Source organism: Kineococcus sp. GCM10028916 (assembly GCF_042674865.1).
In the GTDB taxonomy this organism is placed as follows: domain Bacteria; phylum Actinomycetota; class Actinomycetes; order Actinomycetales; family Kineococcaceae; genus Kineococcus.
On the sequence record NZ_JBHTFM010000001.1, the window covers coordinates 369,356 to 393,425 of the forward strand.

General features: G+C 72.5%; 23 protein-coding genes. 12 read left to right on the forward strand and 11 right to left on the reverse strand.

All coding sequences use genetic code 11. The features are described from left to right. Positions 1-17: 17 nt before the first annotated feature. Positions 18-869 (reverse strand): PAC2 family protein, encoded by an 852-nt coding sequence (locus ACFQ46_RS01785; RefSeq protein ID WP_328296081.1) that lies wholly within the window; start codon positions 867-869, stop codon positions 18-20. Between the two features lie 37 nt (positions 870-906). On the opposite strand from ACFQ46_RS01785, the gene ACFQ46_RS01790 reads away from it, so the two are divergent. Next, positions 907-1,599, forward strand: coding sequence for an HAD family hydrolase (locus ACFQ46_RS01790; RefSeq protein WP_380256576.1), 693 nt, complete (start codon positions 907-909; stop codon positions 1,597-1,599). Between the two features lie 26 nt (positions 1,600-1,625). On the opposite strand, the gene ACFQ46_RS01795 is transcribed toward ACFQ46_RS01790, so the two are convergent. Beyond that, positions 1,626-2,510: a RecB family exonuclease gene (locus ACFQ46_RS01795; RefSeq protein WP_380256578.1), complete on the reverse strand. Its 885-nt coding sequence runs from the start codon at positions 2,508-2,510 to the stop codon at positions 1,626-1,628. A 105-nt stretch (positions 2,511-2,615) separates the two neighbouring features. Here ACFQ46_RS01795 and ACFQ46_RS01800 point away from each other — a divergent pair, with 105 nt between their 5' ends. Together ACFQ46_RS01800 and ACFQ46_RS01805 are read left to right on the forward strand one after the other, a co-directional pair. Beyond that, positions 2,616-3,752 carry a site-2 protease family protein gene (locus ACFQ46_RS01800; protein ID WP_380256580.1) on the forward strand — a complete coding sequence of 379 codons (1,137 nt, stop codon included), beginning with the start codon at positions 2,616-2,618 and terminating at the stop codon, positions 3,750-3,752. Positions 3,753-3,788: 36 nt separating this feature from the next. Further along, positions 3,789-4,856 (forward strand): tRNA (adenine-N1)-methyltransferase, encoded by a 1,068-nt coding sequence (locus ACFQ46_RS01805; protein WP_380256582.1) that lies wholly within the window; start codon positions 3,789-3,791, stop codon positions 4,854-4,856. Between the two features lie 16 nt (positions 4,857-4,872). Here ACFQ46_RS01805 and ACFQ46_RS01810 read toward each other — a convergent pair whose 3' ends face one another. The 4 genes from ACFQ46_RS01810 to ACFQ46_RS01825 all read right to left on the reverse strand — a co-directional run bounded on the left by ACFQ46_RS01810 (position 4,873) and on the right by ACFQ46_RS01825 (position 8,447). After that, the gene (locus ACFQ46_RS01810; RefSeq protein WP_380256584.1) at positions 4,873-5,601 is read right to left on the reverse strand and encodes a ThuA domain-containing protein; all 729 of its coding nucleotides are present in this window, start codon (positions 5,599-5,601) and stop codon (positions 4,873-4,875) included. Beyond that, positions 5,598-6,665 (reverse strand): Gfo/Idh/MocA family protein, encoded by a 1,068-nt coding sequence (locus ACFQ46_RS01815; protein WP_380256586.1) that lies wholly within the window; start codon positions 6,663-6,665, stop codon positions 5,598-5,600. The genes ACFQ46_RS01810 and ACFQ46_RS01815 overlap by 4 nt, the downstream gene beginning before the upstream one ends. 109 nt (positions 6,666-6,774) lie before the next feature. After that, positions 6,775-7,671, reverse strand: a complete 897-nt coding sequence (locus ACFQ46_RS01820; RefSeq protein WP_380256588.1) for a phosphotransferase — start codon at positions 7,669-7,671, stop codon at positions 6,775-6,777. Continuing rightward, positions 7,620-8,447 (reverse strand): sulfurtransferase, encoded by an 828-nt coding sequence (locus ACFQ46_RS01825; RefSeq protein ID WP_380256590.1) that lies wholly within the window; start codon positions 8,445-8,447, stop codon positions 7,620-7,622. The genes ACFQ46_RS01820 and ACFQ46_RS01825 overlap by 52 nt, the downstream gene beginning before the upstream one ends. Before the next feature lie 23 nt (positions 8,448-8,470). Here ACFQ46_RS01825 and ACFQ46_RS01830 point away from each other — a divergent pair, with 23 nt between their 5' ends. Beyond that, positions 8,471-9,445, forward strand: coding sequence for a bile acid:sodium symporter family protein (locus ACFQ46_RS01830; protein WP_380256592.1), 975 nt, complete (start codon positions 8,471-8,473; stop codon positions 9,443-9,445). On the opposite strand, the gene ACFQ46_RS01835 is transcribed toward ACFQ46_RS01830, so the two are convergent. The 4 genes from ACFQ46_RS01835 to ACFQ46_RS01850 are packed head-to-tail and all read right to left on the reverse strand — an operon-like array spanning position 9,368 to position 13,653. Continuing rightward, on the reverse strand, positions 9,368-10,399 hold the full coding sequence (locus ACFQ46_RS01835) for a YihY/virulence factor BrkB family protein (RefSeq protein ID WP_380256594.1): 1,032 nt from the start codon (positions 10,397-10,399) through the stop codon (positions 9,368-9,370). The genes ACFQ46_RS01830 and ACFQ46_RS01835 overlap by 78 nt on opposite strands. A gap of 58 nt (positions 10,400-10,457) precedes the next feature. Continuing rightward, a complete protein-coding gene (locus tag ACFQ46_RS01840; RefSeq protein WP_380256596.1) occupies positions 10,458-11,558 on the reverse strand; it encodes an alpha/beta hydrolase family protein in 1,101 nt (366 codons plus the stop codon). After that, positions 11,555-12,403, reverse strand: a complete 849-nt coding sequence (gene kynA / locus ACFQ46_RS01845) for a tryptophan 2,3-dioxygenase (protein ID WP_380256598.1) — start codon at positions 12,401-12,403, stop codon at positions 11,555-11,557. Before kynA ends, ACFQ46_RS01840 begins: the two co-directional genes overlap by 4 nt. Then, complete coding sequence (locus ACFQ46_RS01850) at positions 12,400-13,653, reverse strand: kynureninase (RefSeq protein WP_380256600.1); 1,254 nt, start codon at positions 13,651-13,653, stop codon at positions 12,400-12,402. Before ACFQ46_RS01850 ends, kynA begins: the two co-directional genes overlap by 4 nt. Before the next feature lie 43 nt (positions 13,654-13,696). Here ACFQ46_RS01850 and ACFQ46_RS01855 point away from each other — a divergent pair, with 43 nt between their 5' ends. After that, positions 13,697-15,253, forward strand: a complete 1,557-nt coding sequence (locus ACFQ46_RS01855; RefSeq protein ID WP_380256602.1) for a class I SAM-dependent methyltransferase — start codon at positions 13,697-13,699, stop codon at positions 15,251-15,253. A gap of 91 nt (positions 15,254-15,344) precedes the next feature. After that, positions 15,345-17,027: a proteasome ATPase gene (arc, locus tag ACFQ46_RS01860; RefSeq protein ID WP_380256604.1), complete on the forward strand. Its 1,683-nt coding sequence runs from the start codon at positions 15,345-15,347 to the stop codon at positions 17,025-17,027. A gap of 37 nt (positions 17,028-17,064) precedes the next feature. Here arc and ACFQ46_RS01865 read toward each other — a convergent pair whose 3' ends face one another. After that, positions 17,065-17,616 (reverse strand): NUDIX domain-containing protein, encoded by a 552-nt coding sequence (locus ACFQ46_RS01865; RefSeq protein WP_380256606.1) that lies wholly within the window; start codon positions 17,614-17,616, stop codon positions 17,065-17,067. Between the two features lie 114 nt (positions 17,617-17,730). Between ACFQ46_RS01865 and ACFQ46_RS01870 the strand changes: the two genes are divergently transcribed. The 6 genes from ACFQ46_RS01870 to prcB all read left to right on the forward strand — a co-directional run bounded on the left by ACFQ46_RS01870 (position 17,731) and on the right by prcB (position 24,070). After that, entirely contained in the window at positions 17,731-19,140 is a 1,410-nt protein-coding gene (locus tag ACFQ46_RS01870) for an efflux RND transporter periplasmic adaptor subunit (RefSeq protein WP_380256608.1), read from the forward strand. Positions 19,141-19,238: 98 nt separating this feature from the next. Further along, a complete protein-coding gene (locus ACFQ46_RS01875) occupies positions 19,239-19,940 on the forward strand; it encodes an ABC transporter ATP-binding protein (protein WP_380256796.1) in 702 nt (233 codons plus the stop codon). Continuing rightward, positions 19,937-21,133 (forward strand): ABC transporter permease, encoded by a 1,197-nt coding sequence (locus ACFQ46_RS01880; protein ID WP_380256610.1) that lies wholly within the window; start codon positions 19,937-19,939, stop codon positions 21,131-21,133. The genes ACFQ46_RS01875 and ACFQ46_RS01880 overlap by 4 nt, the downstream gene beginning before the upstream one ends. A 42-nt stretch (positions 21,134-21,175) precedes the next feature. After that, complete coding sequence (gene dop, locus ACFQ46_RS01885; protein ID WP_380256612.1) at positions 21,176-22,792, forward strand: depupylase/deamidase Dop; 1,617 nt, start codon at positions 21,176-21,178, stop codon at positions 22,790-22,792. A 103-nt stretch (positions 22,793-22,895) separates the two neighbouring features. After that, a complete protein-coding gene (locus tag ACFQ46_RS01890) occupies positions 22,896-23,099 on the forward strand; it encodes a ubiquitin-like protein Pup (RefSeq protein ID WP_328296103.1) in 204 nt (67 codons plus the stop codon). Between the two features lie 83 nt (positions 23,100-23,182). Next, on the forward strand, positions 23,183-24,070 hold the full coding sequence (gene prcB / locus ACFQ46_RS01895; protein WP_380256614.1) for a proteasome subunit beta: 888 nt from the start codon (positions 23,183-23,185) through the stop codon (positions 24,068-24,070).

The following is a 24,070-nucleotide window of genomic DNA, read 5'->3' on the forward strand; positions in this document are numbered from 1 at the left end:
CACGTTCTGCGACGCGGTCAGCCTCGTCGCGGCGGGTCGTCGCGGCGGCGGAGGTAGCGCTCGAACTCACGGGCGATGGCTTCGCCGGAGGCTTCGGGGAGGTCGGCGGTGTCCTTGGCCTCTTCGAGCTGCTGGACGTACTCGGCGATCTCGCTGTCCTCGGCGGCGAGTTCGTCGACGCCCCGTTCCCAGGCTCGGGAGTCCTCGACGAGGTCGCCGAGGGGGACGGCGAGGTCGAGGAGTTCTTCGACGCGTCGCAGCAGGGCGAGGGTGCCCTTGGGCGAGGGCGGCTGCCCGACGTAGTGGGGGACGGCGGCCCAGAGGGAGATGGAGGGGATGCCGGCGGTGGCGACGGCGTCCTGGACGACGCCGACGATGCCGGTGGGGCCTTCGTAGCGGGCGGGTTCGATGTCGAGCTTCTCGACGAGGTCGGGGTCTTCGCTGCTGGAGGTGACGGGCAGCGGGCGGGTGTGGGGCACGTCGGCGAGGAGCGCGCCGAGGGTGACGACGAGAGAGGCGCCGTGGGCCTGGGCCTGCTCGACGACCTCGCGGGCGTAGGTCTTCCAGCGCATCGACGGTTCGATGCCGCGGACGAGGAGGACGTCGCGGGGGGCGTCGGGCAGCAGGGCGTAGGAGACGCGGGTGGTGGGCCAGGTGAGCTGGCGGCGGCCGTTCTCGTCGTAGTGGACGGTCGGCCGGTTGACCTGGAAGTCGTGGTAGAGCTCGGTGTCGAACTCCATGACGTCGACGGCGTTCCACACCTCGTGCAGGTGGGCGACGGCTTCGCTGGCGGCCTCGCCGGCGTCGTTCCACCCCTCGAAGGCCGCGATCACGACGGGATCGCGCAGGACCACACGCTGCTCTGGCACGGGTCAACCCTAGACTCCGGTACCGATGGAGCCCGACATGACGACACCCGCGCCCGTTCCCGCCGCTGTCCTGTGGGACATGGACGGGACCCTCGTGGACACCGAACCGCACTGGATCGCGGCCGAGACGGCGCTGGTGGGTCGGTACGGCGCGATCTGGACGCACGAGCAGGCGTTGCAGCTGGTGGGGAGTGCGCTGCCCGATTCGGGGCGTGTCCTGGCCGAGCACGTCGAGCGCGCGACGGGGGTCCGGCTGGATCCGGTCGCGGTCGTGGACGAGCTGATCGAGGCGGTCATCGCGCAGGTGAGCGCCGCGGTGGTGTGGCGGCCGGGCGCGGTGGAGCTGCTGGGTTCGCTGTCGGCGGCGGGGGTTCCGTGCGCGTTGGTGACGATGTCGTACCGGAGCCTGGCCGAGACGGTGGCGCGGATGGTGCCGGGTGCGTTCACGGTCGTCGTGGCGGGTGACGAGGTGGCGCGGGGCAAACCGGCGCCGGACCCGTACCTGCGGGCGGCGGAGCTGCTGGGGGTCGCGCCGGGGGACTGCGTGGCCATCGAGGACTCCCCGACGGGGGTCGCGTCGGGTGAGGCGGCCGGGGCGCACGTGCTGGCGTGCCCGCACATGGTGCCCATCCCCGCGGCGGCGGGGCGGAGCCGGGTGGCGTCGCTGGCCGAGGTGGACGTCGCGGCGCTGGGGGCGATCGCTGCGGGGCGGGTCCTCGACACCCTCTAGTCCGCACCTTGCGGTCCGGGCGGGAGCTACTCGTCCAGTCCCGGGACCTCGACGGGTTCGCGCACCACGGGGGTCTCCAGCGGCAGCGGTGGGGGCGTCCCGCCGAAGCTGGGGCAGATCGCCTTGTGGTCGCACCACGAGCACATCCGTCCCGGTCTCGGGCGCCAGTCGCCCGCTGCCCGGTTGCGTTCGATGGCGTCCCACAGGGCCTTCACCTTGCGCTCGGTGGCCAGCAGGTCGCCTTCGTCGGGGGCGTAGCGGAGGATCTCACCGGAACCGAGGTAGACGAGCTGCAGCAGTCGGGGGACCTCACCCCGCATGCGCCACAGGACGAGGGCGTAGAAGCGCATCTGGAACAGCGCCTTGGTCTCGAAGGCCTGGGAGGGTGCGCGGCCGGTCTTGTAGTCGACGACGCGCATCTCCCCGGTGGGGGCGACGTCGAGGCGGTCGACGATGCCGCGCAGCACCAGGCCGTTCTCGAGGTCGACCTCGACCCGCAGCTCGCAGGCCTCGGGTTCCAGGCGGGTGGGGTCCTCGAGGTCGAAGTACTTGCCGAGCAGCGTGCGGGCGCTGGCCAGCCAGCCCGTGAGCGCCTCCGCGACGGCGTCGTCGCGGTCGGCGTCGGCACCGAAGAGGGCCCGCACCCGGGGTTCGCGGTCGAGGAGTTCCTGCCACTGCGGTTCCACCATCGCGCAGGCCTGTTCCAGGGTGCGTTCGGTGGCCGGGAGGTCGTAGAGGCGCTCGAGGACCGCGTGCACGACGGTGCCGCGCACGGCGGCCTCGGTGGGGGCCTCCGGCAGCCGGTCGATCGTCCGGTAGCGGTAGAGCAACGGGCACTGCATGAAGTCGGCTGCGCGCGAGGGCGACAGCGCCCGCCGGGGTGAGTCGACCTGCTGCACGCCGGTGGTCACGATCTCACTCTAGGGCGCTGCCGGGTGGTCCCCGATCTGAGCGACGTCGCGGGGCACCTAGGATCGGCGGATGCTCGTCGACCGCTGCACCCTGAGATCGGCATCGTGAGGGGCGGCATACGTCTCGGCCGCCCGTTCGGCGTACCGCTGCTGCTGGCGCCCTCGTGGTTCCTGTTCGCGGCGCTCATCGTCGTGATCTTCGCTCCGGTCGTCCAGCGCCAGGTCGCGGGTCCGACGTCCTACGTCGTCGCCTTCGGCTACGCGGTGCTGCTGCTGATCTCGGTCCTGCTGCACGAGGTCGCGCACGCCCTGGCGGCGAAGTGGTCCGGCATGCGCGTCACCGGCATCGTCCTCAACGTGTGGGGCGGGTTCACCTCCCACGAGGGCCGCACCGGACCGGGCAGCAGCCTGGTCATCGCGGTCGTCGGTCCCATCGTCAACGCGGTCATCGCCCTGGTGGCGTGGCAGGTCGGTGGCGCCGTGCGGGACCAGCCCGACGGGGGTGGGGTCGCCGGGCTGCTGCTGGGGGCCCTGACGTTGTCGAACGCGCTGCTGGCCGTCTTCAACCTGCTGCCCGGGCTCCCGCTGGACGGTGGGCACGCGCTGGAGGCCGTCGTCTGGAAGGTCCGCGGCGACCGGCTCGCGGGGACCGTCGTCGCCGGCTGGGTCGGGCGGGTCCTCGCGGTGGTCGTCTTCGTCGGGGCGCTCTTCGGCCCGCGGCTGCTGGGCTTCGGCACGTCCATCACCGACGTCGTCTGGGCGGGCCTCGTCGGTTCGCTGCTGTGGCAGGGGGCCTCGGGTGCCCTGAAGTACGCGACGCAACAACGTCGGGTGCCGGCGCTGAGCGCGCGGGTGCTGCAGCGTCCCGCGATCGGGGTGAACGCCCGGGCCACCGTCGAGGAGGTCGTGCGTTCGGCCCGCGCGGCGATCGACGCCGGTGCGACGTCGGGGACGCAGCGCGACCTCGAGGTCGTCCTCGTCACCGACGACGGGGTGCCCGTGGCCGTCGTCGACACCACGGCGCTGCGTCAGGTCCCGGCGGAACGCCGGACCTCGCTGGGGGCCGGGGCCACCGCCCGGGCCCTGCCGCCGCGCTCGTGGCTGGCCGAGGACCTCGCCGGCGAGGACCTGCTCGACGCCGTCCAGGTCCGTCCCGGTGAGCACGTCATCGTGGACGGTCAGGGCCGGGTGCGGGGTCTCCTGCACACCTCAGACGTCATCCAGGCCGTCACGGCCCGCTGACCCACCTCCCCGAACGCCCCGCTGGAAGGACCTCCTGTGAACACCCCCACCCCGCCGCCGACCGGCGCCCACACGCGTCGCGGACCTCTGCGTGAGGGGGAACGCGTGCAGCTCACCGACCCCCGCGGCCGGATGCACACCATCACCCTCACCGCGGGCAAGGAGTTCCACACCCACCGCGGCAAGTTCCTGCACGACGACCTCATCGGCCGTCCCGACGGGACGACCATCGTGAACACCGCGAGCATCCAGTACCTGGTGATGCGGCCGCTGCTGCCGGACTTCGTCCTCTCGATGCCCCGCGGTGCCGCGGTCGTCTACCCCAAGGACGCCGGGCAGATCGTGGCGATGGCCGACATCTTCCCCGGCGCGGTCGTCATCGAGGCCGGTGTGGGCTCCGGGGCGCTGACGATGTCGCTGCTGCGGGCCGTCGGCGACGGCGGTCAAGTGCACTCCTTCGAACGACGCCAGGACTTCGCCGACGTCGCGACGGGGAACGTGGAGACGTTCTTCGGCGGTGGCCACCCCGCGTGGACGCTGCGCGTGGGTGACCTGGTGGAGACCCTGCCGGGGGTGGGGCTGCAGGCCGACCGGGCCGTCCTCGACATGCTCGCGCCCTGGGAGTGCCTGGACGCCGTCGCCGACGCGATGGCGCCCGGCGGGGTGCTGATCTGCTACGTCGCGACGGCCACGCAGCTCTCCCGCGTCGCCGAGGCGGCCCGCGACTCCGGCCGCTGGACCGAACCCGAGGCGTGGGAGTCGATGGTGCGCGGCTGGCACCTCGAGGGTCTGGCCGTGCGCCCGCAGCACCGGATGATCGGGCACACCGGTTTCCTCATCACGACCCGCCGCCTCGCCGACGGGGTGAAGCCGCCGCTGCGCAAGCGCCGTCCCGCGCCGGGGGCCTACCCCACCGCTCCCGTGACGACGGAGGTTCCCGACGACCTCGAGGTCGAACCGGGCGACCAGGTCGAGCCGGTGGAGGAGGACGGCACCGAATACGGCGACCGTCCCGTCTCCGACCGCAAGGTGCGCAAGGCGGCCCGGGAGGCCGCCCGGGGCGCCGAGGCCTCCGCGGCCGCCCAGGAGCCGACCGGGGAGTGAGCTCAGCGGGCGGGCGTCAGAGCACCCACTGCCGGGGCGGGTTCGTGACCCCCGGCACCTGACGCTCGCCGGGTGCGGGAGCGGCCCACCGCACCCCGTTGGCCAGCACCTGCTGGATCTCGGGCTGCTGGTAGACGGGGTACTCCTGGTCACCGGGGCTGAAGTAGAAGATCCGCCCGCGACCGCGGGTGAAGGTCACTCCGGAGCGGAACACCTCGCCCCCGGCGAACGAGCTGATGAACAGCAGGTCGTCGGGGTCGGGGATGTCGAAGAGTTCCCCGTACATCTCCTGCTTGGGGATGACGATGGGGCTGGGGATCCCCTGCGCGATGGGGTGGGACGGTTTCACGTTCCAGACGAGCTCCTGCTCGCCCTCGTTCCGCCAGGCCAGCGAGCACGTCGTGCCGAGCAGGTTCCGGAAGATCTTCGAGAAGTGCGCGGAGTGCAGGGCGAGGAGTCCCATGCCGCCCAGCACGTGCGCCTTGACGCGTTCGACGACGGCGTCGTCGACCTGGTCGTGGGCGACGTGGCCCCACCAGAGGACGACGTCGGTGCTCGCGAGGACCTCCTCGCTGAGACCGTGCTCGGGGTCCGCCAGCGTCGCGGTGGAGACCTCGGCGTCGGGCAGCAGCCGCCGCAGCCCGGCGGCGATGGCGCCGTGGATGCCGTCGGGGTAGTACTCGCCGATGTCCGGCGGGTTCTGGTTGCGCTCGTGGACGCCTTCGTTCCAGACCAGCACCTTCACGCGAGGGTCCCCCCGATCTGTTCCACGGCTTCGACCTGACCGGAGGAGGCGGACCGGGCGGCGGCCTCCATGAGAGCGACGCTGCCGAGGTTGGAGCGTCCCGTGACGTCCGGGGCCGCTCCGCCCTGGACGGCGGCGGCGAACTGGCGCAGACCGGCGGAGCGCCCCCACAGCGGCATGTCCGGCAGGGCCACGGGTTTCGCCGGCTTCCCGCCGAGCCCGAGGGTGACGGCGTCGTCGACCGGACCGCGGTCGCCGCGACCGGCCAGCGTCACCAGGCCCTTCTCGCCCTCGAAGCTCCACTCACCGTCCCAGAAGGTCTGCTCGGCCCGGGAGACCCAGCTCCCGCGGTAGCTCGCGACCAGGCCGCCCTCGAGTTCGATGACGAGTACCGCGGAGGCCTCTTCGGCGTACTTGCTCCACGTGGGGTCGGTGACCTTGGCGTAGACGCTGACGGCTTCGCGGCCGGTCGTCATCCGCAGCAGGTCGAAGTGGTGGATCGCCATGTCGTAGATCAGCGGGTGCGGGAACTGGTAGTGGCGGTAGCTGTCGACGGGAGCGTCGTGGTCCCACCGGCGGAAGTCGACGTGCACGACGGAGAGGTCTCCGATCTCCCCGTCGGCGATGAGCTTGCGCACCGTCTGCGCCCCCGGGTAGAAGCGGTAGTTCTGGCTGACCTGCAGGACCAGGCCGAGTTCCTCCGCCCGCTCGACGGCCGTCCGGGCCTCGGCCACGGTGCCGGCGAACGGCTTCTCCACCAGGACGTGGAGGCCGGCGTCCAGGGCCTCCAGCGTGACCGGGACGTGGAAGTCCATCGGCGCGGTGACGAGGGCACCGTCGGCCTGGACGTTCTCCGCGGCCTCGGTCACCGACGAGAAGCACATCTCGTCGGGCAGGCCCAGCGTCTTCTGCGCGGCGCGCAGCGTCGGTTCGTGGGCGTCGACGATGGCGACGCGGTCGACCTCGGGGACCGGCGGTATCGCCCGCCGTTCCCAGTCGCCTCCCCACCCGCCCAGCCCGACGTGGATGATCCTGGTTCGCTTCGTCTCGTCGCCGTCGACCACGTCCGGAAAACTACACCCAGGGCCTCCACCACGGCCGAGAGGGCGCGACCGACCGACCCGCCGACCGACCCGTCGGGGTCCGGGTCTGTCCCGCGTGCGGGCGGAGACGTCAGACCATCAACTCGCGCAGCCGACGCACCCGGTCGAGCACCACCGGGTGGTCGGCGGGCAGGTTCCGCAGCGGGCCGTACCAGCGGCACAGCTGCCGCAGCCCCAGCAGCACCGCGCTGCGGCGCAGCACCCGCTGCGAGGGTGCGACCCCGTACCCGCGGAGCAGGTGCGGCAGCAGGGGAGCGGGCAACGACTCCCCGTCGTGCAGCAGGAAGTGCGCGAGGTCGAACCACGGTTCCGCACCCCGGGCCTCGCCGAAGTCGATGAAACCCGTGAACACGCCGTCCTGGACGAAGACGGGGGTGACGTCGAGGTCGCCGTGGGCGAGGGCGGGGACGACGTCGAGGCCGCACTGCTCGGCGATCAGCCCTTCGAGGACGTCGAGTTCGAAGGGGGAGAACAGTTCGGTGAGCCGACCCGGCCACGGGTCGGGGAGGTGGGACACCACGAACTCGCGGTGGGTGGGGAACTCCGCGCGCAGCGGCCAGCCCGGGCCGTCACGGACGATGAACCCGAAACCGTCGACGGGGATCGAGTTCAGGACGGCGAGGTGGCGACCGGCGGCCTCCAGGACGGCCGGTGCGTCCTCGGCGCGCGAGAGCGGCGCGCCGGGGACCTCCGTGGTCAGAGCGACCCACCGGTCGAGCCCGGCGTCGAACTGCGTGTGCAGGACCGCGGGCACCGGAACCCCCGCCGCGGCCAGCCGGGAGTGCAGTTCCGCGTCGGTGCGCAGGTCGTCGCCGGGTCGTTCGCCCACCCGCAGGTAGTACGTCGCGTCGTCGGTCCGCACCCGGTAGACGACCGTGGAGACGCCGTCCCCGACGCGTTCGACGGAGAACACGATCAGCCGGCGTCCGGGCCGGTCGCGACCGGCCGCGACGGGTCGGCGACCCACTCCGACCACGAACCCGGGTAGAGCGTCGCGGGGACGCCGGCGACCTCGAGGGCGAGGAGGGTGTGGGCGGCGGTGACCCCGCTGCCGCAGTAGACCCCGACCGGTCCGGTGGAGACGTCGGCGAAGCGCTCGCGCAGCCGTTCGGGGGCCAGGAACCGGCCCGCGGCGTCCACGTTCTGCGTCGTGGGGAGGTTCAGCGCCCCGGGGACGTGACCGGCGACGGGGTCGACGGGCTCGACCTCACCGCGGTAGCGCTCGGGAGCGCGGGCGTCGAGGAGGACCCCGGTGCGGGCGAGGGCGGCGGCCGACCCGGCGTCCAGCACGGGCAGGGACCCCGGGCGCACGGTGACGTCGCCGGGTCCGGGCAACGGGACGTCGGTGGTGAGGACCCCACCGGCCGCGGTCCACGCGGCCAGTCCACCGTCGAGCACCCGGACGTCGGCGAGGCCCGCCCAGCGCAGCACCCACCACCCGCGCGCCGCGCTCGTGGAGGTGGCGGCGTCGTGGACGACGACGCGGGTGTCGTCGCGGATCCCGGCACCGCGCAGGACCTCCTGCAGCGCGACGGGATCGGGCAGCGGGTGGCGCCCCTCACCGGTCCGGCGGGGCCGGGACAGCTGGGTCTCGAGGTCGAGGTACACCGCACCGGGGAGGTGTCCCCGCGCGTACTCCTGCGCGCCGTCGGGACCACCGAGCGCCCACCGGACGTCGAGCAGCACCGGCGGCCGTGCGCCGCCGAGTTCGGCCTGCAGTTCCGCGACGCTGATCAGAGCCATGTCCCGAAAGGTACAGTCACGGCGTGCTGCGCTGGTCCCGGGTTCCTGTGCTGCGCAAGGTGGAACCCTTCGTCGTCGCGATCCTCTCGGCCGTCCTCGTCGCCGCGCTGCTGCCCGCCGGCGGCGCCGTCGCGACCGGGTTCTCCTGGGGCACGACGGTCGGGGTCGGGGTCCTCTTCCTCCTCTACGGGGCGCGCATGGCGCCGGCCGAGGCGGTCGCGGGGTTGCGCAACTGGCGGCTGCAGGGCTCCGTCGCGGCGACGACGTACCTGCTCTTCCCGCTGCTGGGGACGGGCCTCGCGCTCGTCGTCGGCCACGTCCTGGACGACGGTCTCGTCGCCGGTCTGCTGTTCCTCTGCGCCCTGCCCTCGACCGTCCAGTCCTGCGTCGTGTTCACCGCGGTGGCGCACGGCAACGTCCCCGGTGCGGTCGTCAGCGCGACGGTGTCGAACCTCGCGGGCATCGGCCTCACCCCGGTCCTGGCCGCGCTGCTGCTCGGTTCCACGGGCGCCGGCCCCGACGCCGGGGCCATCGGGCGGATCGTGCTGCAGCTGCTCGTCCCGTTCCTGCTGGGGCTGTTGCTGGGCCGCTGGATCGGTGACTGGGTCCGAGCCCACAAGGCGCGCCTGACCCTGCTGGACCGCGGGGTGATCGTCGCGGTCGTCTACGCCGCGTTCAGCCGTGGCGTGCGCCAGGGGGTCTGGAGCGAGGTGACGCCCGCCGAGGTCCTCGTCGTCCTGGGCTGCGCGGCGCTGCTGCTGGCCGTGGTGCTGACGTTCGCCTGGTGGGTCCCGCGGTGGTGGGGCGCCTCCCGCGCGGACCGGGTCACGACCGCCTTCTGCGGTTCCACCAAGTCCCTGGCCACCGGGTTGCCGATGGCGACCGTCCTGTTCCCGCCGCACGTCGTCGGGCTGGTGGTGCTACCGGTCATCCTCTACCACCCGCTCCAGACCACCGTCTGCTCGTTCCTGGCGGGGCGGCTGGGCCGTCAGCGGTGATTCGTCGAACTCGACGCTGACCCGCTCGAAACCCTTGTGCCGCTGGGCCTGCGCGATGTGGGTGTAGGCGCGTTCGTCGCCCTCGGTGAGTTCGACGAAGTCGGTGAACGGGGTCAGCAGCGCCCGCGGGTAGAGCTTGCGGACGCGGACGACGTCGGCCTCGACGCAGAGGACGACGATGCTCGAGGTGATGAAGAGGAACGCGATGAGACCGAGCACGGCGGTGAAGACCTGGTTGGAGATGCTGGACCGCTCGCTCACCAGCCCGGTCAGGGTGCCGCCGAACCGTTGCAGGAACTGCCAGACGACGGCCATCGTCAGCGCCCCGGGGAGAACCGTCCGGAACGGGGGGCGGTGGGCCGCGGCGAGCCGGAAGGCCATGGTGAAGCCGACTCCGGCGAGCAGGGTGTACCCCACCCGTGAGACCCACTCCAGCAGAGCGCTCCCGCCGAAGACGTCACCGACGACGATGTTCAGGACCGTGGTGCCGATGACGAACAGTCCCGCCGTGACGATCAGCAGCAACGAGCGGAGCCGCGCCTTGAAGGGGTTGGGACGCTCGTTGCGCGGGATCCCCCAGGCGATGTTGACCGCGTTCTGGATCGCCAACCCGACCCCGAGCCCGCCGTAGAGGGCGGCCGCGATGCCGATCGCGACCGTCGCCGCGCCACCGCCCAGGGATCCGGGGTCACCGACCTCGTCCCGGATGACCGGGATCTGGTTGACGGCGGAGTTGAGGATCGCCTGCTGGGCGCCGGGGTTCCCGGACAGCACGTAGCCCAGGACGGTCGAGAGCAGCAGCAGCAGCGGGACCAGGCTCAGCAAGCCGTAGTAGGCGACGAGAGCCGCCAGGTAGGCGCCCTGGTCCTCGAAGAACTTGTAGACGACGGCGAGCGGGTAGCTGACCACCGGGTGCTTGCGCTGGAACGCGTCGAGCCGCGAGACCCACGACATCGACCGTTGTCTCCCACCGTCCGCCGGATCCGCCGCGACGAAGGGTACGGGGCGGGACTCAGCCGTGCACGCGCGACACCACCAGACGGGCTACGCGCGACCAGACGTCGGAGTCGGGGTCGATGACGGAGAAGTGGTGCCCGGGCGCCTCCACGACCGTGACGTCGTCGCCGGCGGTGTGGGCGGCGGTCGCGAAGCGGCGCGAGGCGTCCAGCAGGTCGGGGTCGTCGCCGACCCCGCAGACCACCGCGACGGGGAGACCGAGGGGCAACCGCCCGATCGGGGAGGAGGCCGCGTAGACCTCGGGCCGCTGCTCGGGGGTGCCGCCCAGGGCCGCGGCGACCGCGTGCTCGCTGAGGCCGCGGGCGTGGATCGACGTCAGGTCCAGGCAGCCGGCCAGGGAGACGGTGAGGGCGGGACGGATCCCGCCGCCGGTGGCCCGGTCGGCGGCGAGGCGGGTGACGAGCTGCCCGCCGGCGGAGTGGCCCAGGGTGACGACCCGGTCGAGGTCGAGCGGCGCGTCGAGGTCTCGCAGCGCGTCGAGGGCCGCGGCGACGTCCGCCGTCGTGGCGTCCCAGCCGTGCCGGTCCGGGCGTCGGTACTCCACGTTCCAGGTCGCGAATCCCCGGGCGGTCAGGTCGACGGCCAGCGGGTGCATGAGGTCGGCGTCCCAGCGCGAGCGCCAGTAGCCGCCGTGGACGAGGACGGCGACGGGGAACGGGCCCTCGCCCGCGGGCAGGCGCAGCTCGGCGTGCTGGTCCCGGTCGTCGCCGTAGGCGTGTCGGGCGCCGGGGTTCGTGGCGTGGAAGAACCAGTCGTCGACGCCGAAGGCCAGGCCCTGCATCCCGCGCCAGCGGACGTGGCGGCGGACGCAGCGGGACGTGTCGGGTTCGCGGGCGTCGAGGTCGACCCGGACGACGCGCGCACCGTGGACACCGGCACCGACCAGCAGGTGATCCGCGGGTGTGCCGTCACCCGCGACGAGCAGGAACTCCCCGTCCGCGGCGGCGGCGCGCAGGGCGGCCGTGAACTCGGCCGGGGAGCTCGTCAGGACCAGGTCGCCGTCGATCCCGCGGGCGCCGAGCGCCGCGTCGAAGACGGCCTGGCCGGTGACGGAGCCGGTGAGGACTCCGGGGGCGGCGACGGCGGTGAGCTTCACGAGCCGATCTCGGTGCGGACGGCGTAGAGCTCGGGGAAGAAGGTGAGGTCGAGGGCGCGGGCGAGGAAGTCGACGCCGGAGGAGCCGCCGGTGCCGCGTTTGAAGCCGATGGTGCGTTCGACGGTCTTGAGGTGGCGGAAGCGCCAGAGCTGGAAGTTCTCCTCGAGGTCGACGAACTCCTCGCAGGCCTCGTACTCGGTCCAGTAGCGCTCGGCGTCCTCGTAGATGGTCCGGAAGGTGGCGACGAGGGCGGGGGTGTGGACGTGGGCGCGGGTGACGTCGCGGTCGAGGAGTTCGGTGGGGACGTCGTGGCCGTGGCGGGCGAGGTAGCGGAGGAACTCGTCGTAGAGGCTGGGGGCTTCGAGGAGGGTCTTCAGTTCGTCGTGGCGGGGTGCGTCGTGGGCGAAGACGTCGAGCATCTTCGCGTTCTTGTTGCCGAGGGCGAACTCGACCGCGCGGTACTGGTGGCTCTGGAAGCCGGAGGAGTTGGCGAGGAACCCGCGGAACTGGGAGTACTCCGTGGGGGTGAGGGTCGCGAGCACGGACCACTGCTCGGTGAGGGTGCGCTGGATGTGCTTGACCCGGGCGATGTTCTTCAGCGCGGTCTTGAGGTCGTCGCCGGCGATGGCGGTCATGGCGGAGCGCAGTTCGTGCAGGACGAGCTTGAGCCAGAGTTCGGAGGTCTGGTGCTGGATGATGAACAGCAGTTCGTCGTGGTGCTCGGGGGTGCTGAGCGGGTGCTGGGACGTGAGGAGTTCGTCGAGGTGGAGGTACTCGCCGTAGGACATGTCGCGGGTGAAGTCGGTGACGACTCCGTCCTCGAGCTTGCGGGTGTTCTCGCTCACCGGGTGGCCTCGACGATCTCCTGGAGGGCGAGGACGCCGTGGAGGACCTCGGTGAAGCTGGTGGACAGCGGGGCGAGGCCGAGGCGTATCCCGTCGGGGGTGCGGAAGTCGGGGACGACGCCTCGGGTCCAGAGTTCGGCGGTGACGTCGCGGAAGTCGCTGCGGCGCAGAGTGATGTGTCCGCCGCGGGCCTCCGGTTCACGCGGGGTGGCGACGGTGACGCCGTGGGGGGCGAGGAGGTCGTCGGCGAGGTCGAGGGCGAAGGTGGTCAGTGCGGTCGACTTGGCGCGGACCGCGGCGATCCCGGCGCGTTCCAGCTGGTCGAGGCCGACCCGGACGGGGACCATGGCGACGATGGGCGGGGTGCCGGAGATGAGTTGCCGGATCCCCGGATCGGGCTGGTAGCCCTGGCCCATGGCGAAGGGGTCGGCGTGGCCCATCCAGCCCTGGACGGGTTGGCGCAGGGCCTGCGGGTGGGTGCCCTGGTGGCGGGTGGCGAGGTAGGCGAAGGCGGGGGCTCCGGGGCCGCCGTTGAGGTACTTGTAGCAGCAGCCGACGGCGAGGTCGACGCCCCACGCGTCGAGCTCGAGCTCCACCGATCCGGCGGAGTGGGAGAGGTCGAAGAGGACGAGGGCGCCGGCGTCGTGGACGACGCGGGTGATGGCGGCGGCGTCGGCGAGGTGGCCCGAGCGGTAGGCGACGTGGCTGAAGGTCGCGAGCGCCGTGCGGGGGCCGACGGCGGCGCGGACCTGGTCGGGGGTGATCCCGGAGGCGGGGTCGGTCTCGATCCAGCGCAGGGTGAGGCCGGTCTCGGCGGCGATGCCTTCGAGGACGAAGCGGTCGGTGGGGAAGTTGTCGGTGTCGCAGACGATCTCGTCGCGGCCCTCAGCGTGTCCGGCGGCGGCGGCGGCGCGGACGAGCTTGTAGAAGAGGACGGTGGTGGAGTCGGCGACGACGGTCTGTCCGGCGGCGGCGCCGAGGGCGACGCGGCCGATCTGGTCACCCAGCTGGGTCGGCCAGTCCATCCAGCCGCCGTGGGGGCCTTCGGTCCAGCCCTGGATGAGCCGGCCGCCCCACTCCTGGCGGAGGAAGGTGTCGAGGGCCGCGGGGGTGGCCGTCAACGGGCGGCCGAGGGAGTTGCCGTCGAGGTAGGAGGTGACGGCGGGGGCCGCGTCGAGGAGGAACTCGTCGCGGTGGGGGGCCAAGGGGTCGGCGGCGTCGAGCGCGGCTGCGCGCTGGGTGTGGGTCACGTCTCTCCTCGGGGTGCTGGAGGCTGACCGTAGCGTGGACGGCGTGTCCCTCGTCGTGCGTCACGTCCTGTTCCCCGGCCGCCACCACCTCGTGACGTCCTTCCAGACGCGCTACCTGCGGGCCCTGCTGGCCGGGGAGCTCGCGGACTCCGCGGGGGTTGCGGTGGTGTGCGCGGTCGACGCGGACGTGGTGTGGGCGATCACGTCGGCGACGCACAGCGGGACGAGGCGGAACCCCCTCCCGGGTCATCGGCGCGAGGCGATGGTGGAGCGGGTGTCCGCGGTGGAGGGGTTGGCGTCGTTGGTGGCGCCGGTCGCGGACGTCCCGGCCAGTCCGCGGTTCGCGCGGACGGTGCTGGCGAGCGTGGAGCTGTCCACGGGGGTCGCGGCCACCCCGGAGGACACGGTGCTGGCGTGCTCGACCCCGGGGGTCGCGGCGATGTACGCGGAGCTGGGGTTCCGGGTGGTGGCGGTGGAGGACGGGGACCCGGCGGGTCCGGCGCGTCCGTGGGACGTGCTGGAGATGGTGGCCGCGGGGGACGCGCGGTGGCGGGAGCTGGCGCACCCGGAGGTGGTGCGCTTCTACGACCGGTACGGGCTGGCGGCGCAGGTGGCGTTGATCCACGCGGACCCGACGGTCTCGACGGAGGGGGACCTGACGTCGACGCGGGACTACCGCAGCTACACGGCGGCCTTCGACGACGCCTCCGACCGCAAGTGGGAGCTGGTGTCGCCGTTCGTGGAGCCGGGGCGGGTGGTGGACCTGGGCTGCGCGGCGGGGGGTCTGCTGGAGCGGGCGGCTCGGGACCCGCGGTTGGCGGAGTCGGACCTCTACGGGGTGGACGTGTCGCGGCACCTGGTGGCGGAGGCGGAGCACCGCCGGGCGCAGGGGGTGTTCGCCCACCCCAACGTCTTCTTCGCCCAGCGCAACCTGTTGCGCTCGGCGGTCTTCCCGGTGGCGTCGGTGAGCACGACGCTGACGGTGGCCCTGACCCACGAGATCGCCAGCTACGGCGCGGGGCGGGCGGACCTGGAGCGGTTGGCGGAGCGGATCTTCGAGCACACGGCACCGGGCGGGGTGTGGGTCTGCTCCGACGTGCTGGGTCCGCGGGAGGGGGACCGGCTGGTGCACCTGGTGCTGGACGGGGTCGGTGCGGGGGTGGCGCCGTGGGACCTGGCCGGTCTGGACGGTGGGGACGTGGCGGCCGTGGTGGGCGCGATGTCGCCGGCGGAGCGGCTGGTGCAGTTCGCGCAGGACTTCCCGGCGCTCTCCGGCGGGCGGTGCGACGTGCGGTGGGTCGGGGACGGGGTGGCGGAGCTGACCCTGCGGGCGGCGATGGAGTTCCTCACCACGCGCGACTACGTGGACAGCTGGCTCTCGGAGTGCCACGAGCGGTTCTGCGACATGACGTGGCCGGACTGGGTCGAGCTGCTGGAGGGGGTGGGGTTCGGGGTGGAGCCGGTGAGCGGGGCGTGGCGCAACGAGTGGCTGGTGGAGAACCGGCTGTCGGTGGGGGCGTCGTTGCGGGACGCGGTGACGGGTGCGGAGCTGGCGTGGCCGCAGACGCACGTCACGTTCGTGGTGCGGCGCCCTCGGTGACCGGCCGGCAACGCGCCGACGTCGAATCCACCGCGCGATCCCGGGTCTGCGGGTTACTGTCGAACGCATCCACCCAGAGGGGAGATGCGCCATGACGGAGCCCCAGCGCCGCTTCGGCGGCGGAGGTGAGCGGGACGCCCGCCACCTCACCGCTCTCGAGGAACAGCTCGGAGCCGCCCGGACCCGACTCGCTCAGGTCAGTGCCCAGAACGACCGCCTCGCCACGACGCTGCGTGAGGCACGGGACCAGATCGTCGCGCTGAAGTCGGAGGTGGACCGCCTCGGTCAGCCGCCCGCGCAGTTCGCGACGTTCCTGGAGGCCGCCGGTGAAGGCACCGCCGACATCATGTCGGCGGGTCGGCGGATGCGGGTGGCGGTGAGCCCGGCGATCGACCTGGACTCGTTGAAGCCCGGCCAGGACGTGATGGTCAACGAGGCCATGAACGTGGTGGCGGCGTTCGACTACGAGCGCACGGGCGAGCTCGCCTCGGTCAAGGAGATCCTGCCCGACGGCCGGGTCCTGGTGCTCGCGCGCGCCGACGAGGAACGCGTCGTGCGCCTGGCCGGTCCGTTGATGGACGGCCCGCTGCGGATCGGGGACTCCCTGACCATCGACACCCGGTCCGGGTTCGCCTTCGAGCGGATCCCGAAGGCCGAGGTCGAGGAACTGGTCCTCGAAGAGGTCCCGGACATCGACTACGAGGACATCGGTGGCCTCGGGCCGCAGATCGAGGCGATCCGCGACGCGGTGGAGCTGCCGTTCCTGCACGCGGACCTGTTCCGCGAGCACGGTCTGCGTCCGCCGAAGGGGATCCTGCTCTACGGCCCGCCCGGGTGCGGGAAGACGCTCATCGCGAAGGCCGTCGCGAACTCGCTGGCCAAGAAGGCCGCGGAGCTGCGGGGCGAGAGCCAGGCCAAGAGCTACTTCCTGAACATCAAGGGCCCGGAGCTGCTGAACAAGTACGTCGGCGAGACCGAGCGCCACATCCGGCTGATCTTCGCCCGGGCGCGGGAGAAGGCGAGCGCCGGGACGCCGGTGGTGGTGTTCTTCGACGAGATGGAGTCGTTGTTCCGGACCCGCGGGTCGGGGGTGTCCTCGGACGTGGAGACGACGATCGTGCCGCAGCTGCTGTCGGAGCTGGACGGGGTGGAGCGTCTGGAGAACGTCATCGTGATCGGCGCCTCGAACCGGGAGGACATGATCGACCCGGCGATCCTGCGTCCGGGCCGGCTGGACGTGAAGATCAAGATCGAGCGTCCGGACGCCGAGAGCGCGGGGCAGATCTTCGCGAAGTACCTGACGCCGGACCTCCCGTTGCACGCGGACGACGTCGCGGTGAACGGGGGGACGAAGCAGCTCACGGTCGAGGCGATGATCCGGGCGACGGTGGAGCGGATGTACACCGAGAGCGAGGAGAACGAGTTCCTCGAGGTGACGTACGCGGGCGGTGACAAGGAGGTCCTGTACTACAAGGACTTCAACTCGGGCGCGATGATCCAGAACATCGTGGACCGGGCGAAGAAGATGGCGATCAAGGACCTGCTGACCCTGAACCAGAAGGGGGTGCGGGTGGATCACCTGATGAGTGCGTGCGTGGACGAGTTCAAGGAGAACGAGGACCTGCCGAACACGACGAACCCGGACGACTGGGCCCGGATCTCGGGCAAGAAGGGTGAGCGGATCGTCTTCATCCGCACGTTGATGCAGGGGAAGAAGGGCACGGAGGCGGGCCGCTCGATCGACACGGTCGCCAACACCGGCCAGTACCTGTAGGTCGCCGCTCCTCCGGTGGTGCGCAGGGCCGTCCCCGTCAGCGGGGGCGGCCTTCCGTGCGTCCGGTCTCCCACCAGCCCGGCCAGGCGGCGAGGAGGGCGCGGGTGTCGGGGACGAAGGGCCAGGTGGGGTCCTCGAGGCGGTCGCGCAGGGTGGCGGGGTCCTCCCACCAGCCGGCGGCGATCTCGCTGGGTTGCAGGGTGAGGGGGGTCCCGTCCCAGTCGGCGTCGTAGACGTGGGCGAGGTAGTGGGCGGTGTCGTCGCGGTACCAGGTGGTGGTGACGGGGCGCAGGTCGGCGTCGACGCCGAGTTCTTCGCGCAGTTCGCGGTGGGCGGCGTGCAGGGGGGTCTCGCCGGCGTCGACGACGCCACCGGCGAGGCAGTCGTGGGCGCCGGGGTTGAGGTCCTTGACGTCGGTGCGGCGGTGCACGAAGACGTGGCCGGTGGCGGGGTCGCGCAGCAGGACGCCGGTGGCGGCGTGGGGGAGGTTGCGGGCGCGGACCTCGGCGCGCGGGGCACTCCCGGTGACCCGTCCGGCACGGTCCGTCGGGTCGTAGAGGTCGACGAGTTCCTGGCCCGGAGTGCTCACCCGTTCGAGGGTAGGGACCGGTGTCCGGGGTGCGACCCAGGGGGGAGGGGCAGGTGTCGAAGACCACGCCTGAGGTGGACCCGTGGACGCTCGGGCAAGCCCTAGTGTGACCAGGTGCGAGCCCACCTCACGACTCCGCGCCCGTCCCGGCGTCCCCTCCGTGCCCTGTCCGCCGTCGCCGTCGGAGCCTCCTTCGTGCTGGTCGCCTCGGCGTGCAGCGAGGACGAGGCTCCGGCGTTGTCGACGGCGACCGTCGCCCGGGGTGACGTCGCGGAGATCGTCGACGCGCCGGGGACGGTGCAGCCGCGGGCCTCGGCGGTGGTGAAGTCCCCGGCGGCGGGGACGGTGGCGACGTTGAACGTGAGCGACGGCCAGCAGGTCGCGGCCGGTGACGTGCTGATGACGATCGACTCCCCGTCGGCGGTGTCGAACCTGGCGCAGGCGAAGCAGGCCGACGAGGACGCCGCGGCGTCGGGGTCCTCGGGGTCCGGCTCGGCGAAGAGCGCCTCGCAGGTGGCTGCGCAGCAGCGCAAGGCGGCGGCGGACGCGGCGGCGCGCTTCTCCGAGGCGGAGACCCAGGCGCAGGCCATCGCGGACCCCGCGGCGCGGGCGGCGGCGCTGGCGGCCGTGCAGTCCTCGCGGACGCAGTACCAGCTGCTGGCCTCGCAGACGCAGGCCCTGGTGGACCAGGTGAACGCGGGGCTGGGGAACCTGGACACGGCGGTGTCGTCGTTGGGTCAGGCCCAGCGCGTGCAGACGCGGGCGGCGGTCTCCGCGGCGCAGGCCACGGTGGACGCCCTGGTGGTGAAGGCGCCGATCTCGGGGAAGGTGTCGCTGTCCGCGACGGGGGGTTCAGGATCGGCGAACCTGCCCGCGGGGGCCGAGGCGCTGCTGGCGGGCAGCGGGGTGTCGTTGCCCGCCGCGGCCGCCGGGTCGGACTCCGGCGCGGCGGGTGCCCCGGTGCTGGCGCAGGGCGCGGCCGTGTCCTCGGGGGCGACGGTGCTCAACGTCATCGACGCGTCGACGCTGAGCCTGACCGCGGACGTCGACGAGACGGACGTGCTGACGGTGAAGCCGGGGATCGGAGCCGACGTGAACATCGACGCGGTGCCCGGGGCGAAGTACCACGGGACGGTCACGAGCATCGACCCGACGCCCAAGGGTGGCGGCGGGAGCTCGGTGACGTACACGGTCCGCCTGAGCTACGACGGCGGGACGGGCAGCGACGGCACCCCGGCGGCGACGCCGCTGCCGGGCATGTCGGCGACGGTGTCGCTGGTCGTGCAGGAGGTGGACGGCGTCGTGGAGGTCCCGGCCGCGGCCGTGGTGCGGGCCGGGTCCGACAACGGCGCGAAGGACTCCGACACCGTCTGGATCGTCTCCGGCGGCAAGGCGGAGCGGCGCGCGGTGACCGTGGGGGTCCGGGGGGAGACCGACGTGGAGATCACCAAGGGTCTCGACGGCGGCGAGGAGGTCGTCACCGAGGGCGCGGCCGGCGTGAAGCAGGGACAGCAGGTCTCGTGACCCGTCCCGACACGGGCCACCCGCAGGACACCCACGAGAGCCACGAGACCCACGACCAGGAGCACGCGCTGATCCCGTCCCCCGAGCACCACCCGACGCTGCGCGCGGCCGCGATCGAGGCGGTCGAGGTCACCCGGTCCTACCGCTTCGGGGACACGACGGTCGACGCGCTGCGGGGGGTGACCTTCACCGTCGCGGAGGGGGAGTACGCCGCGATCGTGGGCCCCAGCGGGTCGGGCAAGTCGACGCTGATGCACCTGCTGGGCTGCCTGGACCGTCCGACGTCGGGGGTCCTGCGCGTCGGTGGGCGCAACATCGCCGACCTGGGCGACGCGGAGCTCGCGGAGCTGCGCAACAAGGAGATCGGGTTCGTGTTCCAGGCCTTCCAGCTGCTGCCGCGCTCCAGCGCGATCGACAACGTGGCGTTGCCGCTGCTGTACCGCGGCGTCAAGGGCAGCGAGCGGCGCGACATGGCGGCCGAGGCGTTGAAGGCGGTGAACCTGGGGCACCGCCTGACCCACCGGCCCACCCAGATGTCCGGCGGTGAGCAGCAGCGGGTGGCGATCGCACGGGCGCTGGTCGGCGAACCGCGGATCCTGCTCGCCGACGAACCCACCGGCAACCTCGACTCCAAGAACGGGGCCGAGGTGATGCGCATCCTGGAGGAGCTGAACTCCGCCCGGGGCGTCGCGGTGGTGCTCGTCACCCACGACGACGAGGTCGCCGGCCGGGCGCGCCGTCAGGTCCGGGTGCGTGACGGCCTGGTGGAGCGCGACACGGCGGACGGAGCCGACGCGTGAAGGGCTTCGAAGCGTTCCGCGTCGCACTGGACGCGTTGCGCGGCAACCGGATGCGTAGCCTGCTCACGATGCTCGGCATCATCATCGGCATCGCCGCCGTCATCGTCGTGGTCTCCATCGGGTCCGGGGCGCGCAACCAGATCGAGTCCCAGGTCGAGGGTCTCGGCTCCAACCTGATCCTCGTGGTGCCCGGGCAGTTCGACACCAACAACCTCGGTTCCAACGCGCCCTCGACGTCGACGATGCAGGTCCAGGACGGCAAGGTCCTCGCCGACGTGGTCGGCGACGAGAGCGCCGTCACGGCGCGGGTCTCCACGGGCGCGCAGGTGCGGGCCGGGACGGTCGAGCGGTTCGTCACCATCCAGGGCGCGGACCAGAACCTGCCCCGGGTCCTGACCCGCCCGGTCGCCGAGGGCCAGTACTTCACCTCCGTCGACGTCGACGCCCGCCGCCGGGTCGCGGTGCTGGGCTCGCAGGCGGCGCAGAACCTCTTCCCCGGCGCGGACCCGCTGGGCCGCCAGATCACGGTGGCGGGCACCCGCTTCCAGGTGATCGGGGTGCTGCGGGAGAAGGGGGAGAGCTTCGGGGTCTCCCAGGACAACGAGATCCACATCCCGATCACCACGGCCCAGCGGTTGTTCTCCCTCGACCGGGTCGACGCGTTCGCGGTGAAGGCGCCGTCCTCCGACGTCGTCCCGGCGCTGTCGGACAAGCTGTGGCGGGCGATGAAGGCGCAGTACCCGGACCAGACGTTCAGCGCGGTCACCCAGACCCAGATCCTCGGCGTCATCGGCCAGATCCTCGGGCTGCTGACGGCGGTGCTGGCCGCGATCGCGGGGATCTCGCTGCTCGTGGGGGGTGTCGGGGTCTCCAACATCATGCTCGTCTCGGTGCGCGAACGGACCCGGGAGATCGGGCTGCGCAAGGCCCTCGGCGCCCGCCAGCGCGACGTCCTGGTGCAGTTCCTCGTCGAGGCCGTCCTGCTGACCAGCGTCGGCGGGATCATCGGCATCCTCATCGGGGTGGCCGGGTCGATCGCGGTGAACCAGCTCTCCCCGCTGCCGGCGTCGATCGAGTGGTGGAGCCCGGTGGTGGCGTTCGTCGTCTCCGCGGCCGTCGGCATCTTCTTCGGGGTGTTCCCGGCGCGTCGGGCGGGACGCCTGGACCCGGTCGTCGCGCTGCGCACGGAGTAGCCGTCGCGCCCCGCGCGCAGGGCGCCGCATAGGGTCCTCGGCATGACAGTCAGGCGCGTGACCGGGATCGAGACCGAGTACGGCATCTCGGTGCCGGGGGACCCGGGCGCCAACCCGATGCTGCTCTCGGCCCAGGTCGTCAACGCCTACGCCTCACCCGCGACGGGCTCGATGCGCAGCTCCCTCACGGGCGGTTCGCGGGCCCGCTGGGACTACGAGGACGAGGCGCCGCTGCGCGACGCGCGTGGCTACGAGATCGACCGCGGCAAGGCCCACCCCTCGCAGCTGACCGACGCGCCGGGCCGTTCGCCGGGGACGAGGCGGGCCGCGCCCAACGCCTCCGACGTCGTCACCGCGGAGACCGAGGACCCGACGATGGCCAACGTCATCCTCACCAACGGGGCCCGGTTCTACGTCGACCACGCCCACCCCGAGTACTCCTCACCCGAGATCCTCACCCCGCGCGACGCGGTGCTGTGGGACCGGGCGGGGGAGCTGATCCTCCTCGACGCGCTGCGCCGGGTCGCGGCGACGCCCGGGCTGACCCCGGTGACGATCTACAAGAACAACACCGACGGCAAGGGCGCCTCCTACGGCACCCACGAGAACTACCTGATGAACCGCTCGACGTCCTTCACCGACGTCGTGCGCCACCTCACCCCCTTCTTCGTCTCCCGTCAGGTGTTCACCGGGGCCGGTCGAGTGGGGATCGGGCAGGACTCCGCCCGGCCCGGGTTCCAGATCAGCCAGCGCGCGGACTTCTTCGAGGTCGAGGTGGGGCTGGAGACCACCATGAAGCGCCCGATCATCAACACCCGCGACGAACCGCACGCCACCGTGGAGAAGTACCGCCGGCTGCACGTGATCATCGGCGACGCGACGATGTGCGAGGTCGCGACGCTGCTCAAGATCGGCACGACCTCCCTGGTCCTGGCCATGCTCGAGGCGGGAGCGCTCGACGGGGGCCCCGCCGGGAACCTGCAGCTCGCCGAACCCGTCCGCGCCCTGCACGAGGTCTCCCACGACCCCGGCCTCACCCACCTCGTCCGGTTGCGCGACGGGCGCCGGATGACCGCGGTGCAGCTGCAGCGGGCCTACCTGGAGGCCGCGCAGGCCTTCGTCGCCGACCGCTACGGCGACGACGCGGACGCCGACACCGTCGAGGTCCTCACCCGGTGGGAGCAGATCCTCACCAAGCTGGAGACCGACGTGTTCTCCGCGGCCCGCGAGGTCGACTGGATCGCGAAGCTGCGCCTGCTCGAGGGCTACCGCTCCCGCGACGGCCTGGACTGGGACCACGCCCGCCTGGCCGCGGTGGACCTGCAGTGGTCCGACATCCGGCCCGAGAAGGGCCTCTACCTCAAGCTCGCCGAACGCGGCCAGGTCGAGCGCCTCCTGGACCCCGCCGACGTCGCCCGCGCCGTGGAGCACCCCCCGACCGACACCCGTGCCTACTTCCGCGGGGAGTGCCTGGCCCGCTACGGCCCGCGCGTCGCGGCGGCCAGCTGGGACTCGGTGATCTTCGACATCGCCGGGCGGGGCGCCCTGCAGCGCGTCCCCACCCTCGAGCCGTTGCGGGGCACCAAGGAGCACGTCGGGGCGCTGCTGGACCGCTGCGAGACCGCGGAACAACTCGTGGCCGCCCTCACCAACGGGTGACGCGGGCCGCACTTCCGCGCCGGGCGGGCGTGGCGGGGTTAGTGTCGGAACACGACCCGGGTCGCAGGACCCGGGAGGCCGAGCCGTCAGAGGGAGCCAGCCGATGCCTGGACAGGAGCAGCAGCGCCCGAGCCGCCGCGAGGAGGAGGTCGAGGAGACCCCCGCCGTCCCCGCGCAGGGCAGCGCCAGCGCCCAGACCAAGGAGACCGACGCCGACGTCGACGCGCTGCTCGACGAGATCGACGAGGTCCTGGAGTCCAACTCCGAGGAGTTCGTGCGCGGCTTCGTCCAGAAGGGCGGGCAGTAGCCCCTGCCACCCCCGGCGCGAGCCCCTCGTGTCCCACCCGGCTCTCCCGGCACGTTGCGGAGGCGCCGGGTAGGGTCCGAAGGGTGAACCACTCCAGCGATCAGTCAGGACGGTTGCCCGCCGCGTTCCTGCGGCCCGGTTCCTCGTCCTTCACCGACTTCGTCCGCGAGTACTCGCCGGAGATGCTCCCCTCCGCCCGCACGCTGCCCACCACCGGACCGCTGCCCGGTGGGGGACCCGGTGCGGGCGAGGCGCCGCACGCGACGACGATCGTGGCCCTCGTCTTCGCCGACGGGGTGGTCATGGCCGGTGACCGCCGCGCCACCGCCGGGCCCACGATCGCCCAGCGCGACATCCAGAAGGTCTTCCAGACCGACGAGCACTCCTGCGCCGGGATCGCCGGCGTCGCCGGGCTGGCCGTGGAGATGATCCGGCTCTTCCAGGTGGAGCTCGAGCACTTCGAGAAGCTCGAAGGCGCCCTGATGTCCTTCGAGGGCAAGGCGAACCGGCTCTCGACGATGATCCGCGCCAACCTCGGCATGGCCATGCAGGGTCTCGCGGTCGTCCCGCTCTTCGCCGGCTACGACCTCGACGCCGGCCGGGGCCGCATCATCGGCTACGACGTGACCGGCGGGCGGTCGGAGGAACGCGACCACCACACCGTGGGGTCGGGGTCGATCTTCGCGCGCGGTGCGCTGAAGAAGCTGTACCGCCCGGGCATGACCGAGGCCGAGACGATCCGCGTCGCCATCGAATCCCTCTGGGACGCAGCCGACGACGACTCCGCCACCGGCGGCCCGGACCTGCTGCGCAAGATCTGGCCCGTCGTGGGCGTCGCGACCCTCGAGGGCTACCGGCGCGTCCCCGACGAGGAACTCGAACCCGTCGTCGAGGCCGTCGTGGCCGGACGGCGCGGCAACCCCGGGGGCAACCCCGGCATCAGCGCCGGCAACGGTGGCGGAGGGAACTGA